Source organism: Proteus sp. LHD240705 (assembly GCF_047921555.1).
Lineage (GTDB): Bacteria > Pseudomonadota > Gammaproteobacteria > Enterobacterales > Enterobacteriaceae > Proteus.
Genome location: NZ_JBLRMI010000004.1, coordinates 96,347 through 114,248, shown reverse-complemented (window position 1 = coordinate 114,248; position 17,902 = coordinate 96,347). Strand labels below are relative to the sequence as shown.

At 35.7% G+C, this 17,902-nt stretch carries 17 protein-coding genes and 1 pseudogene; 11 read left to right on the top strand and 7 right to left on the bottom strand.

The genetic code is table 11. The features are described 5' to 3' along the window. The first annotated feature begins 2 nt into the window (after positions 1-2). From ACNART_RS09585 to ACNART_RS09550, 8 genes and pseudogenes are all read left to right on the top strand, one after another. Positions 3-323, top strand: a complete 321-nt coding sequence (locus tag ACNART_RS09585; RefSeq protein ID WP_196533794.1) for a phage baseplate plug family protein — start codon at positions 3-5, stop codon at positions 321-323. Then, positions 292-1,104 carry a baseplate hub protein gene (locus tag ACNART_RS09580; RefSeq protein WP_198632229.1) on the top strand — a complete coding sequence of 271 codons (813 nt, stop codon included), beginning with the start codon at positions 292-294 and terminating at the stop codon, positions 1,102-1,104. The genes ACNART_RS09585 and ACNART_RS09580 overlap by 32 nt, the downstream gene beginning before the upstream one ends. 2 nt (positions 1,105-1,106) lie before the next feature. After that, positions 1,107-1,799: a Gp138 family membrane-puncturing spike protein gene (locus tag ACNART_RS09575; protein ID WP_416303584.1), complete on the top strand. Its 693-nt coding sequence runs from the start codon at positions 1,107-1,109 to the stop codon at positions 1,797-1,799. Next, positions 1,796-2,140: a hypothetical protein gene (locus tag ACNART_RS09570; protein ID WP_198619794.1), complete on the top strand. Its 345-nt coding sequence runs from the start codon at positions 1,796-1,798 to the stop codon at positions 2,138-2,140. The genes ACNART_RS09575 and ACNART_RS09570 overlap by 4 nt, the downstream gene beginning before the upstream one ends. Then, on the top strand, positions 2,133-3,320 hold the full coding sequence (locus ACNART_RS09565; protein WP_198632227.1) for a baseplate J/gp47 family protein: 1,188 nt from the start codon (positions 2,133-2,135) through the stop codon (positions 3,318-3,320). The genes ACNART_RS09570 and ACNART_RS09565 overlap by 8 nt, the downstream gene beginning before the upstream one ends. Then, positions 3,317-3,973 (top strand): DUF2612 domain-containing protein, encoded by a 657-nt coding sequence (locus tag ACNART_RS09560; protein WP_196533791.1) that lies wholly within the window; start codon positions 3,317-3,319, stop codon positions 3,971-3,973. The genes ACNART_RS09565 and ACNART_RS09560 overlap by 4 nt, the downstream gene beginning before the upstream one ends. A 5-nt stretch (positions 3,974-3,978) precedes the next feature. Continuing rightward, a pseudogene (locus ACNART_RS09555) lies at positions 3,979-4,350 on the top strand (hypothetical protein); the annotation flags it as partial. Beyond that, on the top strand, positions 4,324-5,541 hold the full coding sequence (locus ACNART_RS09550; RefSeq protein ID WP_368927943.1) for a pyocin knob domain-containing protein: 1,218 nt from the start codon (positions 4,324-4,326) through the stop codon (positions 5,539-5,541). The pseudogene ACNART_RS09555 and the gene ACNART_RS09550, both read left to right, overlap by 27 nt. An 86-nt stretch (positions 5,542-5,627) precedes the next feature. Here ACNART_RS09550 and ACNART_RS09545 read toward each other — a convergent pair whose 3' ends face one another. Next, positions 5,628-6,545 (bottom strand): helix-turn-helix domain-containing protein, encoded by a 918-nt coding sequence (locus tag ACNART_RS09545; protein WP_198619796.1) that lies wholly within the window; start codon positions 6,543-6,545, stop codon positions 5,628-5,630. A gap of 373 nt (positions 6,546-6,918) precedes the next feature. After that, positions 6,919-7,098: a GhoT/OrtT family toxin gene (locus ACNART_RS09540; RefSeq protein WP_036912664.1), complete on the bottom strand. Its 180-nt coding sequence runs from the start codon at positions 7,096-7,098 to the stop codon at positions 6,919-6,921. A gap of 700 nt (positions 7,099-7,798) precedes the next feature. On the opposite strand from ACNART_RS09540, the gene ACNART_RS09535 reads away from it, so the two are divergent. After that, positions 7,799-8,341: a DUF924 family protein gene (locus tag ACNART_RS09535; protein WP_198619797.1), complete on the top strand. Its 543-nt coding sequence runs from the start codon at positions 7,799-7,801 to the stop codon at positions 8,339-8,341. Positions 8,342-8,413: 72 nt separating this feature from the next. On the opposite strand, the gene ACNART_RS09530 is transcribed toward ACNART_RS09535, so the two are convergent. The 4 genes from ACNART_RS09530 to ACNART_RS09515 form a co-directional block, all read right to left on the bottom strand. Next, positions 8,414-9,190: a dimethyl sulfoxide reductase anchor subunit family protein gene (locus ACNART_RS09530; protein ID WP_198619798.1), complete on the bottom strand. Its 777-nt coding sequence runs from the start codon at positions 9,188-9,190 to the stop codon at positions 8,414-8,416. Between the two features lie 3 nt (positions 9,191-9,193). After that, positions 9,194-9,811 (bottom strand): DMSO/selenate family reductase complex B subunit, encoded by a 618-nt coding sequence (locus tag ACNART_RS09525; RefSeq protein ID WP_023581764.1) that lies wholly within the window; start codon positions 9,809-9,811, stop codon positions 9,194-9,196. Between the two features lie 11 nt (positions 9,812-9,822). Continuing rightward, positions 9,823-12,255 carry a DMSO/selenate family reductase complex A subunit gene (locus ACNART_RS09520; RefSeq protein WP_198619799.1) on the bottom strand — a complete coding sequence of 811 codons (2,433 nt, stop codon included), beginning with the start codon at positions 12,253-12,255 and terminating at the stop codon, positions 9,823-9,825. A 358-nt stretch (positions 12,256-12,613) separates the two neighbouring features. Next, entirely contained in the window at positions 12,614-13,870 is a 1,257-nt protein-coding gene (locus ACNART_RS09515) for a mechanosensitive ion channel family protein (protein ID WP_198619800.1), read from the bottom strand. A gap of 600 nt (positions 13,871-14,470) precedes the next feature. On the opposite strand from ACNART_RS09515, the gene ACNART_RS09510 reads away from it, so the two are divergent. Continuing rightward, on the top strand, positions 14,471-16,093 hold the full coding sequence (locus tag ACNART_RS09510) for a hypothetical protein (protein ID WP_349443312.1): 1,623 nt from the start codon (positions 14,471-14,473) through the stop codon (positions 16,091-16,093). 91 nt (positions 16,094-16,184) lie between these two features. On the opposite strand, the gene ACNART_RS09505 is transcribed toward ACNART_RS09510, so the two are convergent. Continuing rightward, positions 16,185-16,763 carry an HdeD family acid-resistance protein gene (locus ACNART_RS09505; RefSeq protein ID WP_198619802.1) on the bottom strand — a complete coding sequence of 193 codons (579 nt, stop codon included), beginning with the start codon at positions 16,761-16,763 and terminating at the stop codon, positions 16,185-16,187. Positions 16,764-16,955: 192 nt separating this feature from the next. Here ACNART_RS09505 and ACNART_RS09500 point away from each other — a divergent pair, with 192 nt between their 5' ends. Continuing rightward, entirely contained in the window at positions 16,956-17,810 is an 855-nt protein-coding gene (locus ACNART_RS09500) for a D-amino-acid transaminase (RefSeq protein ID WP_349443313.1), read from the top strand. Positions 17,811-17,902 lie beyond the last annotated feature (92 nt).

Here is a 17,902-nt window from a genome sequence, read left to right as displayed (position 1 = left end):
AAATGCAAACTATTCCATTACAAGCTATTCCTAATCAGCGATTTTCTGTCGAAATAGCTGGTGTTGATTGGATTTTTACGTTGAAGGTCGCTAATCAAACCATGTTTTGTGATATTGAGCGAGATGGTGAAGTACTTATTACAGGTATTCGCTTAGTCGCTAATACACCTATTATTCCTTATCGTTATTTAAACCAAGGGATTAATTTAGTTTTTTTAACAGAAAATGATGCTTTACCGTGGTATGAGGAATTTACAAAAACACAATCATTAGTGTATTGGAGTAATGAAGATGGATCTTCGGCGAATAAGGGTGGGGATTGAGGTCGGCGAAAGGCTTCAATGGTATGAAGGATTGCGTATATCAGCAGGAGGAAAAAAATATGCAAATCCATTACAAAACGAATGTAAAATCGCTATTACAGGGCTTAATGCCGAGACAAGGGATTATTTGCTGACGGAAACCAGTCCTTATAATAAAAATAAGCAAGTTCGGCGACTTTATTTAGAAGTTGGTCGCATTAACTCTGGCTTATTTTCGCTTTTTATTGGCGATATCGTCAGTGCAGAAATAGACTCTCCTCCGAATGTCACCGTAACGTTATCTGCAAAAACCAGCCATCATTGTTCTGGGAAAATTATTTCTTCTAGTGGTGGCGCAATTCAAAAATTGAGTGAAATCGCGTTAGCCATTGCTAATGACTGTGGTGTGAAATTAGATTTTCAGGCGACCGATAAGAATATTGCTAATTGGTATTATTGTGGCTCCGCATTACATCAAATAGAGCGTTTACAAGAGTCAGGAAATGTTAAAGCTTTTATTGATGATGATACGTTATTCGTAAAAGATGACGATAAAGCATTAAAAAGCCGATTTCGTATTTTGAATATGAATTCAGGCATGATTGGCATTCCTAAAGCCACAGAGAGTGGATTGACGGTGAGTTATCTTATCGATAGTACCTCTGAATTAGGCGGAATACTTCGCCTTGATAGTAAACTAAATACCTCACTAAATGGCGATTACATTATTGAGCAGCTTGAATTTAAAGTTGCCTCTCATGATGCTGATTTTGCCTATACCGCAACATGTAAACGAGCTTAACTATGAGTAAACCCAATAATGATATTGCCAGTGTTGGTTCACTGGCAGGGGCTTTTTCGTCTGCATTTCGCCATTTAATGATGAATACAGATGATATGTTACCCGCAACTGTCATTAATTATGATGAAAAAACCAACCGAGCCATGATAAAGCCCTTGGTCATGATGTTGACTACGGATGATGAAAAAATCTCTCGAGCCTCTGTTGCTAACATTCCTGTGTTTCGATTTGGTGGCGGTGGATTTTTTATTAGAGCCCCCATTAAACCCGGTGATTTTGGCTGGTTAAAAGCCTGTGATCGTGATATTAGCCTTATTTTTCAACGTGGTGGTTTAGAAGATCAACCCAATACAACACGATTACATTCGTTTAGTGATGCTATGTTTTTTCCTGACACGATCAAAGGATGGGCTATTGATGGGAGGAACATTGACGCCTTAGTTATTCAGTCAATGGATGGTTCAGTCTGTTTCTCTCTTCATAACGATAAAGTTGTATTAGAAATCCCAAAATATGAGATCAACGCACCTGAAACGATATTTACTGGCAATGTTACTGTTAATGGTAATTACGCTGTAAATGGTAATAGTGATTCACAAGGTGGGCTGATGCGCCATAACGGAAAAGATATCGGCTCAACACATACCCATAGTGGGGTGCAAGCAGGGAAAGACAATACAGGGAGTCCAATATGAGGACATTTTCAATAAACCAGCAGAATGATTTTGCGATAGGTGCTGATGGTAACCTTCAAATTTGTGACAACGATGATGCAGTAAAAAATCTTTGTCAGCATTTTATTAAGGCTGTCCGTGGTGAAATGCTACATAAAAAAGATAAAGGTATTCCTTATTGGTCAGCAACATTTAGCCGACAAGCTGATCTTCCTTTATTTGAAATGGCGTTTCGACAACGTATTGCTGAAATAGAGGACGTTGTCTCTATCACTTATTTCCATGCTTTTCTAGAAGAGGGAACATTGAAATATCAGGCAGATATACGCACGATATATGGAGGATTTACATTGAATGGCTGACTATCGTTATATCAATAATAAAGGTGTGATTGTTCCTGATACATCAACATTACGAAATCGTGTAGAAGACGAATTTCGTGCTGTATTTGGTCAATCCATTAATTTATCGCCAGAAACTCCACAAGGAGTATTGGCGACTATGGAAATTGAAAATCGGGATGCGATTGTTCGTAATAATGCTGAACTGGCAAATCAAATAAATCCAGATATTGCTGGTGGTATTTTTCTCGATGCAATATGGGCTTTAATGGGCGGCGAGCGTATTAATGCCACACATTCCTATTTAAGTGATGTCGAGTTTACGGGTATTCCCGGTACTATTATTCCTAAAGGTTCTCAGGCACTCACAATAATGGGGGCTGTTTTTGAAACGTTATCGCCATTAATTATCGCTAATAATGGGAAAATTAATGGCGATATGCGAGCCAAAGAATATGGCTCTATTACTTGTGGTATTGGGCAATTAAATAAAGTGGCAAGTTCTGTATTAGGATGGGAAAAAGTGAATAACTTAACCCATGCAGTTGTTGGTCGTCATGCTGAGTCAGATATAAAGGCAAGGCGTCGGCGTAAACAAACACTCGCTAAAAATACAGTTAGCGTTGCAGAAGCAATTACTTCTTCGTTATATGAATTAGAGGGCGTTAATTCTCTTTCTTTTCGTGAAAATTTTAATGATAAAGCGTTAATTGTTGATGGTATTTCATTATTACCGCATAGCATTTACGTGTGTATAGAAGGTGGGGATAGCCATGAAATTGCTAAATCATTATTAAGAACAAAAACAATAGGTGCTGCATTTAATGGTGATATTGAAATAAAGGTAATAGAGCCAGCAAGTGGTCAAGAATATCCTATTAAATTTTCACGACCGAAAGAAATATTGGTATTTTGCCGTGTTTCTGTAAAAAAATCCAATATTGATGCACAAACCATTATTCCTAATGCGTTAGAGAAATGGGTACAGGGTGAAATAGATGGAGACAATGGGCTGGTGGTCGGGCGAGAAGTCTCCCCTTTTGAAATTTCAGCGGCGGTTAATGCGGTTGAGCCTCATTTATTTGTCACTAAAGTTGAGCTTTCAACAGATGGAAAAAATTGGAATGTTGCATTAATTCCTATTTGTCTTAATCAAATTGCCCGATTACCAAAAGGGGCAGTACAAGTGGTGATCGTATGAATATTCAAGAATTTGATTTTCATTCTGATCTACTTAAAGCGATCCTCTGGCAATATGAAAATGCAGATAAGCTAAAAGCATTAGCACATTTAAAAGCGGCTTACTTTAATCAATCTACGGTTTCATTTTGGCAAAACTGGTATCGAGATGTATTTAATATTGATACAGCTAACGACTTTGGTTTATCCGTATGGTCACGTATTTTAGATGTGCCTTTAGGGATTGATATTCCTCCTAGTGATAAAAATAAAATAGGTTTTGGCTTTGGTAAAAAGAAAACCAATTTTAAGGCAAACTTTAGACGAAATGCGGATTACACTCTATCGCTGACTTTAGATCAAAAAAGAATGCTGGTGAGAATGCGTTATTTTAATCTCACTCAAAGTCCTACCGTGACCAATATTAATGAGTTTCTTAAACGTTTTTTCTGGCGTGAAGATAGCAAAGTCTTTGTGCTCGATCCTTTTGATATGACGTATATGTATTATGTTTTTAATTTTAATCCAGATGAACGTTTACGTCTTTTATTAGAAAACTTCGACTTAATGCCGCGTCCTTCTGGCGTGGGCGTCAAATATCGTATCGTAACCAAGAAGGCCTTTGGTTATGGTCAATATCGTAAAAACTTTCTGAAGAGTAATTTCGGAGAATAATTCCTATGACTAAAATATTTAAAACCCCCTTTGCAACACAAGGGGATAAAACAGTTGTGCCTGTTGAAATTCAATCTGATGGTTCTGTGTCTTATACACAAGGTTATGGTTACGATTATGAACGTGACCAAGTTACTGATCCAGCAGCAAAAGATATTGAACGTGAAAAAATGAATAGTTTATTTCACGATATCACCGAGTCTATTGGTGAAATGCAATTGCAGGGTTTTGCTAAGTGGTCGGAAGCAGGCAAACCTTATCCTATTCGTAGTGTGGTTTATCATAAAAATAAAGCTTGGCAGTCTAAAATTGAAAATAATAATGTTGAGCCAATTGCTGGTAATGCATGGATTGAATTAAAAGCGGATATTACAGCGAATGAAGTTGGCGCTTATTCTAAAGACGATGCGGACAAACGCTTTCAACCACTAGGTAAATATCAAGTTGAAGGTCATAGTTATTCAAAAGCCGAAACTGATACGAAATATCAACCGAAAGGGAATTATGCCCCTGCGGGAAATTATGCTACTAAGGGCGAAAGCTATACCAAAGTAGAATCTGATGGTAAATATCAGCCAAAAGGAAGTTATCAACCGTCGGGCGATTATGCGACTAAAGGTGAAAGCTATACTAAAGCTGAATCTGATAGTAAATATCAGGGGAAAGGGAATTACCAAGTAGCGGGTTATAGTTACTCAAAATCTGAAGCGGATAATAAATATCAAGCGAAAGGCAATTATGTTGCTACCACTCGTAAAGTTAATGATAAGCCATTGAGTGGTGATGTAACGGTAACATCGCAAGATATTTTTTCTAATCAGGCGATTTCAATTGGCGCTAATCAAAATTTAAATAACTATAAAACAGCGGGTATTTATTTTCAGCCAGCGAATGCAAATGCGACTACAAATTTAAATTACCCAGAAACCATGGCGGGTACATTAATTGTTTTAAAAAATGCGGGTATTACTCAACTTTATTATGTTTATAACACGAGCCGTATTTATTCTCGTAGCCAGTATGATAAAGGTAATTTTACACCATGGGCAAAAGAGTTTAATAGTCAAAATAAACCGACCGCAGCTGATGTGGGCGCATATTCCAAAGGTGAATCAGATGGCAAATATCAGCCGAAGGGGAATTATCTAGCATCGGGTTATAGTTATTCTAAGGGAGAATCGGATGGTAAATATCAGCCAAAAGGGAATTATTTAGCTTCTGGATATAGCTATTCCAAAGGTGAGTCTGATAGTAAATATCAACTGAAAGGGAACTATGCTCCCGCAGGTAGTTATGGAGCTAAGAATACGGCTAATAAAACTGGAAGTGGGTGGTGGAAATGTGGTGATACAGGCATTATGCAACAGTGGAATGAACATAAATGGAGTGCAGGGCAGTCATTAGATTTTAAATTTTCAGTGCCTTTTCCTAATACTGTTTTGACAATAATGGTTACAGCCGCAGATGGGTATGCAATGTTAGGTACAACTAACCGAACAAGGACAGGGTTCACTTTAACTGGAAATTCTGGTTATATCCATTTTACATATATAGCGATTGGGTATTAATTTTGATTCTGAGTGTTAATTCTCAACTTTCTATTCCCAACAAAAGCCACCTATTTTATAGGTGGCTTTTCAGCAATAAGATAAAACTACTCTTTTATCTTACTTTTTTCCTTATCATCCACTTCAATTGGAATATAATAATTAACGTCTTTTAATAGTGATGCAGGTTTGTTTAAAAGAATTGAAATAGGATAATCATCTTTAAAAATATACTCTTCAATATCTGGAGCACCGTTCTTTCTTGGTATATTGAGTTTTCTAAGTAAAATACCATAGGTGTTATAGATGATATCTTTATAATCTAATTTTAATAATGCTTCAGGAATACTAAATTTTAAATATCTTGTGTTTTCTATCTGAGTTCGATGAGTCAATTGAGCATTATAAATTTCAGGCGTATTACCCATCATAGTTGAATATTTAACGGTTAATTCATCATTTTTCTTAGATAAAATATTATGTACCGCATAGACTTTATCATGTTTATAAAGTGCATATTGAAAGAAAATCTTCCAGTAATCTTCCCGCGCTTTTTCTGTACTAAAATTCCAATCAATCATATTCGCTTTATAGGTATGCTCTATACCGATTAATGGAAGAGAGTCTATTGTGACAATCTCAATATCGAGGTTAAAACCACTAAATTTTCTTAACGGTAGTGTAAAGCCGTGAGCTTGCCAATTCTCTTTTCTACGATAATTATAAGGCGTTATATTAAACAGTTTTTTAAACGCTCTTGAGAATGTCTGCTGAGAATCAAAACGATATTTTAACGCAATATCAAGTAGTGGTGTTCTTTGTAAACGTAATTCGACCGCAGCACAAGAAAGACGCCTTGCTCGAATATAAGAGGCTAATGTCAGACCTGTTTGTTCTTTAAACATACGTTGAAGATGCCATTTCGAATATCCTGATTTCTGTGAGACATTTTCGAGTTTGAGATCTTTTTCTAAATTCTCTTCAATCCAATAGATAATATCTGTAATGACATTTTCGCTAAACATATTTAGGCTCTGATTAATAATTTATTTTCGGTAATATAAAAAGAAAGGCATTTAACCAATTTACATTAGATACTGTAATGAAATTAAGTTTGATTGTAAATTTATAAAAACATTGTAACTTATAAAGTGTATTTAAACGGGCATCTATATTTTTGAAAAACCGATCTAGCTTTAACTGATTGATATATATAGCGTAAGTTAATGTCATTTAAGTTTTAAACCAACCATTAAATATTTTTTCTTTAATAAAATCTAAGCTAAATGTGTTATTTTTATAATTAAATTAATATAAGTAATTATCCGTAGAATAATAAATAGTTATTATTCTAATTTAATAGAATATAACTACATTATCCGTTTTGTTTTGGAAAAATTAACTAAAAATAGAGAAGATAAGTGCCATAGGGAAGCTAAGAGGCCAAGTTAAGGCGATTAATAATGCACTTAAAAGGCGCATGGCTAGGCTAGGATCTTTGGTTAAAAAGAAAGTAATAATAAACGATATTACAGCCCCAATAAGGTAGCTTATTCCAATAATAGAGATAGCAGACATAACAGATCATTCAGTAAATAGACTGCAACAATTGTACTCCAAAATTGTTAAAGAAACAGAGGAATAGGGCAAACTTTTCAATAAATGTCATTACTAATGTGCAAATTTTAAACATTCATCTCATTTTTGATCTCCGATTTCTTTGCGGTGTAGTCACACAAGATAATAACAAGGTTAAAGCCTAAAAATCAAAAAAATAAAATGTAGTAGATTGATTTAGCTTATTATTTGTAACAACCTTTATTGTTTTGAAAAGAGGGTTATTAAAAAATAGAACAAAATGGTATCGATCTTTTTTAGTGGTTTCACTATAAAAATTAAAATTTTTAAATGCTGATTTTTAAGGCAGGATAGTGATGAAGAGATAAATTCAATGTTTGTAAAGTGCACAGGTTAATTATATTACATCATGATATCGACAGAATGTAATAAATGGGATGAATGCCATTTTATACATACTTGTAGATAAATGAGCTTATGGATGGCGCGACTTAATGGATTTAAGCGTTAGCTAGGAAGCATTTAAAATCCCCTTTTAAGATTGAAAAGGGGATTTATTTTTATGTCTTTTTCGGATAGGGGTTAATAGCCGTCACTATATTAAAATGGTAACTTACCAAAGTCGTAATCCGCCAATGACGTTTATTTTGATGAAAATAAACGCTGTTTTGATTAATAAATAACTAGCGTGGTAGTTTTTATGATCCCTTATCAATCAACTTTGACGTTTTGGTTTGAAGAATGCACACCAGAGCAATGGTTTAAAAAAGATATTCAGTTTGATAAAGAAATTAGCCGCAGATTTGGTGAATTATGTTTAAGTGCGAGTCGTGGCGAGCTGGCATCATGGAGAGAAACAATAGAAGGGCGCTTAGCTGAGATTATTATTCTTGATCAGTTCTCACGTAATATTTGGCGTGATACGCCAAAAGCTTTTGCCCAAGATAATATGGCATTAATCTTAGCGCAAGAAGCTATCCGATTACCTGAATACCTGACTTTAACACCTGTTAAACGTAAGTTTATTATCATGCCATTTATGCATTCAGAATCATCTAAAATTCATCAAGATGCGGTTACCTTGTTTTCTCAGCTTAATGATGAAAACACATATCAATATGAACTGCGACATAAAGAAATTATTGATAAATATGGTCGCTATCCTCATCGTAATGAGATTTTAGGCCGAACGTCTACACCCGAAGAATTAGCCTTTTTACAGCAACCGGGCTCTGCATTCTAAAAAAATGCATACCTAAAAAGGTATGCATTTTCGTTTATTTCTCTTACGGATTACTTTGTAAGAAAATTAAGACTACATTGTAATATGCCATAAGTTATAGAATGCAATACGACCTGATAACTCTGCAATAATGACCGCAGCAGCACAAGTTGCCAGCGTCATTTTTGATGCTTGGGCTTTTACTGCAGTAAATCCTACGATAACCACACCTAATGCTAATACAGCTAATTGGAATCCCCAAAATAGAGATTGGTCAGCGCTGAGTTCTGGGCCTGTAAAGCCAAGGAAACTCACATAACCAGAGCGAGTAGCAAAAGTGATAATGGCACCGATAATAAAGGACAATGCGCCTAAACGTCTTGAACCTGTTGCCATTGCTAATACACCACCGCCAACTAATAGCGTCATCCAAAATTGCAATGTGGTGTAGTCTGTGTTCCAGTTAGCAATTGTAGGAATATGGTAAACTTGAGGAATTGACCAAACAAATGCTAGACCAAAAACAACGGTAAGTAGGTTACAAATTTCACGTAAGCCCTTCCATTTTTTCATCATAGTGAGTGCAACAGTTGCAAAAGCAAAACCTGTAAACACACCACTTAAAAACGCTTCATTACTCATTGGAGAACGACCAACGCCTAAGAGCATATTGAAAAAACGCAGTGGCTGACCAACGTGTAATCCACCAATACCTAAGCCAACTAATGTTAAAATCAGGGCTAAAATATTAGCATTACGCAGTTGGTTTTCATCAATTTGACCTAATTTTTTACTGATATAAGCAATAAGAAACAGGCCTGCTGCTGACGAACCTAAAACAGTAAAAAAGACTAGAGGAAGTTCATGCATGGTTTATACCTCCGCCGCATTTTGAACTGAGCCGGTTTTATCACCAGAAGGTTTCGCTTCTTTGTGGGCTTTGATCACGATATTTGGATTGGTCAAGCTAGGATCAGGCATTGGTGCAATACCACATTCAGTACCATGTTTTGCTCTGATCACTTCAATATCATCAAAATCAAGTGCACGTTGAGGACAAGACTCAACACAAACCGGTTTCATGCCTTGTGCTACACGCTCGTAGCAACCATCACATTTAGACATGAGTTTTTTCTTCTCATCGAATTGTGGTGCACCATAAGGGCAACGCAATTCGCAATAACGGCAACCAACACAAATATCTTGGTTAACAACCACTAAACCATCTTCTTCACGTTTATGCATAGCGCCAGTTGGGCAACCTGCAACGCAAGTAGGGTTTGAACAATGGTTACAAGAAATGGATAAATAATAACTATAGATATTTTGTGTCCAGATCCCGTCTTGTTTTGCCCAGCTACCACCACCGTATTCATAAACACGGCGGAATTTAGGGCCTAAATCTAAATCTTTTTCATCCTTGCAACTGACTTGACACGTTTTACAGCCAGTGCATTTAGTGGAGTCAAAATAAAAACCATATTGCTTCATGAGTTAACTCCTTATGCACGTTTCACTTCAACAAGGTTTGTATGTTGTGGATTTCCTTTAGCAAACGGCGATGGGTGCCAGCTTGTTAATGTATTAATACATCCACCTGTATCTACACCTGTTGTATCAAGTGAACGCCATGCACCTTGCGGTACTGCAATCACACCAGGTAATACACGATCTGTCACTTTGACGAGAATATTTAAACGACCACGAGCATTATAAATCTCAGCAATATCGCCAGATTTTAATCCACGTTCAGCTGCATCAATTGGGTTTAACCAGAATTGATGAGGAATAGCTTCACGTAACATAGCAACGTTATAGTAGCTTGAGTGAACGTGCCCTTTATCGTGGAAACCCGTCATTTGCAGAGGGAATTTCTCTTTAAGCTTAACGTTTTCAACGCCTTCTTCATTTTTACAATATTCTGGAATTGCAGGAATACGATCGCCTTCTGGTAAAATCCAGCCATCGGTATCTTGCATAAGCTTTTCAGAATAAATTTCAATCTTACCTGACGCTGTTTTTAATGGATTCGCGATAGGATCTTGACGGAATGCTTCAAGTGCAACGTATTGATTACGGTTAGGTAATTTACGATCGATAATTCCTACATCATTAGTTTCTGCAAATGTAGGCAGTGCTGGGTTTTTCTCACGCATTTGGTTATAGCAATATTCAATCCACTCTTCGTAAGTACGTCCTTCGGTGAATTGCTCTTTGGTGCCCATCTTTTCTGCAATATCAGTTAAGACATCATAGCAAGGGCGGTTTTCCCAAAGTGGTTGAATCGCATTTTGTAAACGGACGACATAGTGGTAAGCACCACTTGCGTAAGAGTTATTGATAAGATCGTTTGTCTCAACGGTTGTCACATCTGGCAGTAAGATATCAGCGTATTTTGCAGATGGTGTCATGTGGTTATCCCACACTAAAATAAACTCACATTTTGATTCATCTTGCAGTAAATCATGTGTTTTATTCAAGTCAGCGTGTTGGTTACCAATCACGTTACTGGAATAACACCACATAAATTTAATACCCGTATCGAGCTTATCTTTATTTCTGACACCCGCATTTTTGCTGGTAAGTTGCTCACCGCGAGCAATTGCTTCAGACCACATAAATGTTGGGATCAAGGTCTTAACTGGGTTAGGTAGAGCAAAACTTGCAACTGGATAAGCAACGTTACCACCCCAACAACCTGTATTTGTACCAGGGCGACCAATATGACCTGACATTAATGGTAGCATCATAATCGCACGACAGGCTTGTTCACCATTTGAAGTACGCTGAATACCCCAACCTTGAGAGATCCACGCAGCTCTTGCACCGCCAATTTCACGCGCTAATTGGATAATACGTGCAACAGAAATACCAGTTAATTTGCTTGCCCACTCTGGTGTTTTTGCAATGCCATCAGGGCCATTACCTAAAATGTAATCTTTATAAGAGCCATTTTCAGGTGCTGATGCAGGTAGTGTTTGTTTATCCCAACCGACACAGTATTCGCGTAAGAAATCTTCATCGGTGAGGCCTTCTTGGATCATCACATAGCCTAATGCAGCGACTAACGCAGCATCAGTACCCGGATAAATAGGGATCCATTCTGCACCTAATGTTGTCACACTGTCGGTACGGCGAGGGTCAATAATGATAACTTTACTTTTGCTCTTATCTAACGCATTTAACGTTTCATAGAACTGACCACCACCAGACATACGTGTTTCAGCAAGGTTATGACCAAACATCACAACTAAATCTGAATTCTCAATTTCTGTTAACAGTGATTCCAGCATGTCACCATAAACATAAGGCACAATACCGGTTAATTGAGAGTATGAATAAGTACCATAGTCACTTAAAAAACCACCAACAGTACTTAATAAGCGTTTACATGCCGTTCTACCGTGTAAGTTTGCACCTGTAGAGCCTGTACCATATTGGTAATAAATAGACTCATTACCGTATTTTTCGATGGTATATTTTAATTTTTCCGCGATGATTGAAGTGGCTTCATCCCAAGAAATACGCTCAAATTTACCTTCACCACGCTTACCAACACGCTTCATTGGGTATTTTAAACGATCGGGATTATATGTTTTCCAACGTACAGAACGACCACGCAGACACGGACGAATTTGGTGAAGACCAAATGTTGAATCGTCATACATAGTTTCATTAGAAATACGACGAATAACGCCATCTTTCACATGAACTTTTAATGGACAACGGCTACCACAGTTCACTAAGCATGCACTGTATTTGATAGTTTCAGATGTCTCATCAGGACGAATACCCTGGGGAGTTTGAGCATTAGCAGCGAATGGTAATGAAACCGTTCCTGCAACAGCAGCAGCACCAGAAATAACGGCTGCAGACTGAATGAATCCACGCCGACTCATTTCAGTAATAGAAGTATTATTTTTAATTTTTGACATTGACATTACCCTAACATTTTTCACAACAAGTAAAGTTGTATATATATGTTAAGTTATAACCCTTCTACCTATAATGATTTATATCAATATAAAAAATGTTAACAAGGTTATATAAAAAAATAATTATTAAACAAATGGTTACATTTTTTGATAAATACCACTTTAGTGGTAAATGAAATATCAAATAAATAGGATTAAACAATCAATCGGTGTATAAAAAATAATATAACGATTATTATTAATATATAGAAAAACAAGATTGTTAACATGATAACAAAATAAGAGATTAAAAATATTTGTTAATAAGAAAAGTAAAAAAGAAGAATAATTCTCCTTTTTTACTTTATACAAAAATGATTTATTGCGGATTATTTTCGACAGGTAATCTGAGTGCTCTTACATCATTTCCGGTTGGAGATTGGTGAACTCTTAAGCCAAATTGAGGCAAAATAGCAAAGATATGATCAAATATATCTGATTGAATCGCCTCGTATTGAACCCAAACGGTGGTGTTCGTAAAAGCGTAAATTTCAATGGGAAGCCCATCCGAGGTTGGGGCTAATTGTCTTACCATAATTGTCATTTGCTTATGAACATTAGGATGGTTTTTTAAATAAGCTTCAACATACGCACGGAAGGTTCCAATATTGGTCATGCCACGTTGGTTTAATGGTGTTTGATATTCATTGCCCAAGGTTGCATTGAATTGATTAATTTCACTTTCCTTATTTTTTATATAAGGAGTCAACAAGTGGGCCTTTTCTAGATCATCAAGTTGCTTTTTATCTAAAAAATGGATGCTGTTAATATCAAGAGCAAGACTTCGTTTAATACGACGTCCTCCTGATTTTGTCATTGCTTGCCAGTTTTTAAAGGAGTCTGAAATTAGAGAATAAGTTGGAATAGTTGTAACTGTATTATCCCAATTACGCACTTTAACCGTTGTTAAACTAATATCAATAACGGCGCCATCAGCACCATATTTAGGCATTTCTAACCAATCACCAAGGCTTATCATGTTGTTTGCAGATAATTGAATACCAGCGACTAATCCCATAATAGGATCTTTAAACACCAACATTAATACAGCCGTCATGGCGCCTAAACCACTGAGTAAAATAAGAGGTGATTTGCCAATAAGTAGGGAAATAATCATTATCCCAATCAGCACAGAGGCGGCGAGTTTTAAGCTTTGAAAAATACCTTTTAATGGTAATCGGCCAAATGAGGATGAATTTCTCATGATCTGCATACAGAGATCCATAATAGAGAAAAGCATTAACAAGCCAAAAATTAAGCACCACGCTTGGGCGCTGGTGGTGAGGATCTCTTGTGTTTTACCTGATCCCATCCACACCAGCGCTTGGATATTAACAACAACGCCTTGGATTAAAAACGCAAAACGACTAAATAGTTTATTTATTTCTAGAGAAAGTTGCCATTTCTGATCGTACTGACTTATGGCTTTGGAAATTTTAGGTAAGACCAACTTGTGCAAAATAAAATGAAGAATGATTGCGACAAGAAAAATAATGGCTAAAACGAGTAGTAGAGAAGCGAGTTGGGCATACTCCTCATTGAATTGACGTATCCATGTAAGCAGTTGCTGCTGCATAAAATATCCTCATAGTTAATGTGGGTCGTATATTAAGAGTATAGAAACGAGAGCTTAGTTCAAGAAGGTGAATTTTTTGTTACGACAAATGTGAGGGTAAACGAGATGATAATTAAGCGTAGTAGAGTGAATAAAAGCCAGAAATAGTCTTTTGTGCGATGAGGGTGCTATTTCTGGCTTTATGCTGTATTTTATTTTTAAATCAAATAATTACAGTAAACGAGTTGATGATAATTTTACAACAACTTGGTGCAGGTTAGTAATAAAAGAAGTCATTGATTTCATATTAAGTGTCCTATTAATAAAATGTGATTCATGTCACAAATATTTTCTAAGATTGATTTTAATCACATTTCCATAACAGTCAATAGCTTTATACAAAAATATTTTAAAATTTAAATTATTTTTTATTTTAAAGATGTTTTTTATCGATCAAGTAGAGAGTTTTCTATTGAAAACTTTCTTTATCTTATTGTTTATTTTCTCTTTTTTACTTTCATCTAACAACAATGCTTAGTTGACTTTTTTCTATTGTGATTTTCACTCAAATTTTTTGCTTTAAGCTAAAAATGGAATCGGAAAAAGAAAGGAAATCACTCAATGAATATCGAAACAAAAGAAGAACGTTTACAAAAAATTTTACAAGGTGAGAAAAGTGCAATAGCACTAACACCACCTGTTTATGGTGCCCATGCTCAAGCCGTTATTGATGCTGATGTGGATATTAAATTCAATCAGATAAAATCATCTCCTGATGAGCCTGATAACGAAGTAAAACTGAATCGAGTTATCAAATATGAAGTTAGTGTAACGGGGATTAATCTACGTTTGGCTGAATGGCGCACAAGTCCGAAAGGTATTTTAATTTTACCAAACAACAAAGATGTCTACATCACAATAGTGGATAACAGCAAAACAGAAATCTCTTTAACGGGTAATCGCAGTGGTGTGGCGTCATTACAATTGATCTTAAAAGATGAGGATAATGAGAATATTGTTTATTATGCAACACCAATACAAATTCGTGTTACCCCACCTAAAACCAATCCTAACACTGACTGTTCATCGAGTAATTGTGAACAATTTGATGACTTGTTGACAATACGTTCAGAATCTATGCAATGGCCAAGTCAGTGGGAGAGTGTTTCTAAAAGTTTTGTGGTACATCTTCAAGATAAAGAAGGTGAAGATGTTCAAAATAAAGAGGTTAAATTAACTTACGATGTAGAGAATAGTACATTGCCTGTTGAGCCAGAAATCTATAATTCTGATGGCGAGAAAATTAATATTAGCAAAACGAATAAATACGGTATTGCGAATTTTAAAGTCAAATTTAAAAAGAGTGAACCGAAACAAGTCGCTATATTTCATGCCGAAACTGAAAATAGTGAAGATCTAGATAAGCCAATTAAATCCAGAGATTATTATGTTGAAATGACAACGGAGAAATTACCTTCTCCTAAAGTGCCTGCAACATTAAATGGTATTCTCAGCTATCATAGTGAGAACTATTGCGTTAACGCTAATCTTATTTTAGGTCGTGATATTAGTGAAAGCACCCAAGTTGGGTTTTATTTTAATGATCAACTTAAGATGTTGCCATGTACTGATAAATCAGCCGTTTCTGTGAGATTAGAGAACCAGTCATTAACAAATGGCATTCATTACATTTCTTTCTTCACTGTTGATATCTTCGATAATATCTGTTTTTCTCGACGTGAGCGTATTATTGTTGATAACTCTTTAACTGGGGAATGCAGTAAGCAAATTAAAAATATTGCGCCCAAGCCTTGTATTAGTGTCACTATTCCTCAGATTTGCGATCGCTACTTTAATTCTGTCAATATTAGACTTGTTCCTTCTTTATGTTTACAAATTAAAAATCGTGTAGCGAAAATGAATATCCAAAAAATGGTTATCATTTTTAATGGTTATTCTAAGGTAAATAGTAGTGAAAGAACGTTGGTATATCGCTCAACATTAGAAATCTACGCTGATGATCCTCGTTTAGGTAATTTCTTACACGATACAACACCTAATAACGATCCTATTAATATGGTTGAGATCGTTGAGCCTGCATTAGAGAGTATTTTGGCTGATGCATTGCCTAATATTGAAGTAGGGCAACTAGGTATCCAAGTGATGGTATTTGAAAAAACAGGAAATTGTTACCTTTGCGGAGAAAATATGTATACGGTATCTCTGCGCTTACCTTGTGCTTAATACAAATCTATTTTGCTTTATACTTAAGAGCCACCTTGCGTGGCTCTTTGTCTATGTTTCATCAATAAGATTATTATCACTAAATAGTCAATTAGTGAGTCATTCGTTTTATCGCATTTATTATCGATAAAATGGTGATAGAACTTAAAATAAGTTGTATACCAATTAACGCCATGACGAGTGCGACTGAGGTTTCAGGGCCAAAAGCAATTAAGAAATAGGCAATTACTAAATCTAAAAATCCAACCAAGATATTAAACCAGCCATAAAAATTATCTTTGATTTGTTTAAAGCCTATATTTAGACGCAGTATACCCGCAAAAATAAATAGGAAGCCGATAAAAAAGGCGAGACTAAGCATACCTTTTAGTGGATCAGTGACAAAAATATAGCCAAGCAGAAGATAAATAAAACCCGTTAATAACGTAATCAACATTGACCAACCAGAAGAAACTTGAGCATTAAAACCACCAATAATGCTGGATATCGCACAGGCAAAAAATACAACACCGAGTAATACACTGATAACAATGCCAGAAGAAAGAGGGTTAATTATACAGATAAAACCTGCAATAAAGCCCAATGTGGCAATAACAGTCATTAAAGTACATTGTTTTTTAACCAGTTTCTCTGTTAGCTGAGATAAATTATTTTTATTAATATCTAACATAGCCACCTCTTATCCTTATATTTGATACATAAGTTAAATTATAGCAATTTTTGCTTATATAACATGACTTAGTTACATAAAACTATAATTAAAAAGAGGTAAGGATGAGGGGAGCATCTTTAAAATAGAAAATTGAAGGAGTAAGGTAGTGAATTGAGATAGATTGTTAATAAAATTTATAACGGAGGTAAAATGTCTGATATCGTGTATTTAGACAGTCACTTTGTACCTAAAGAGCAGGCTAAAATATCTGTTTTTGACCGTGGTTTTTTATTTGCAGATGCCGTTTATGAAGTTACTGCTGTTATTGATGGTCAGCTCATTGACTTTAATGGGCATTTTCAACGCTTACAGCGTTCATGCAAAGAATTAGGTTTATCGCTTCCTATTACCAAAGAGTTGCTAATTGATGTTCATCATCAACTTATCGAAAAGAATAATCTTCATGAAGGGCTTATTTATTTACAAATAACACGAGGTACTGATTCCTCTCGTTTTTTTGATTTTCCATCTTCATCTGTTCCTTCCACAATAGTTGCTTTTGTACAACATTCAACAGTTGTTAATCATCCTAATGCAAAAAAAGGGATTTCAGTAATCAGTGTTGAAGATATTCGTTGGCAACGTTGCGATATTAAAACAGTGGCATTATTAGCGGCGTGTTTAGCAAAAAACTATGCACATCAACAAGGTGCTGACGATGCTATTTTAATTAAAGATGGCTATATAACAGAAGGCAGTTCAAGTAACTTTTTTATTGTTAATCGTGATAATGAAATTATTACACGGCCGCTAAGTCAGGATATTTTACCTGGTATCACACGCCAAGCGATTATTCAATTGGCGCAAGAAGAAGGGCTTAAAATAACAGAACGTCGATTTACACTTGATGAAGCGAAAAAAGCAAAAGAAGCTTTTATTAGCTCTGCGACTACATTAATTTGGCCAGTTATTTCAATCGACAATGAAGATATAAATCAGCGAGCCGTTGGGCATTTATCTCAACGATTACGAGAGATTTACCTTGATAAAGCACTTAAAAAATAATTGTCTAGACAGACATTCTCTATCGAATTTATCGCACTGCTTTCAGATTTTTATTGCTATATAGCAGTGCGGTAAATTTACCATTTACTATG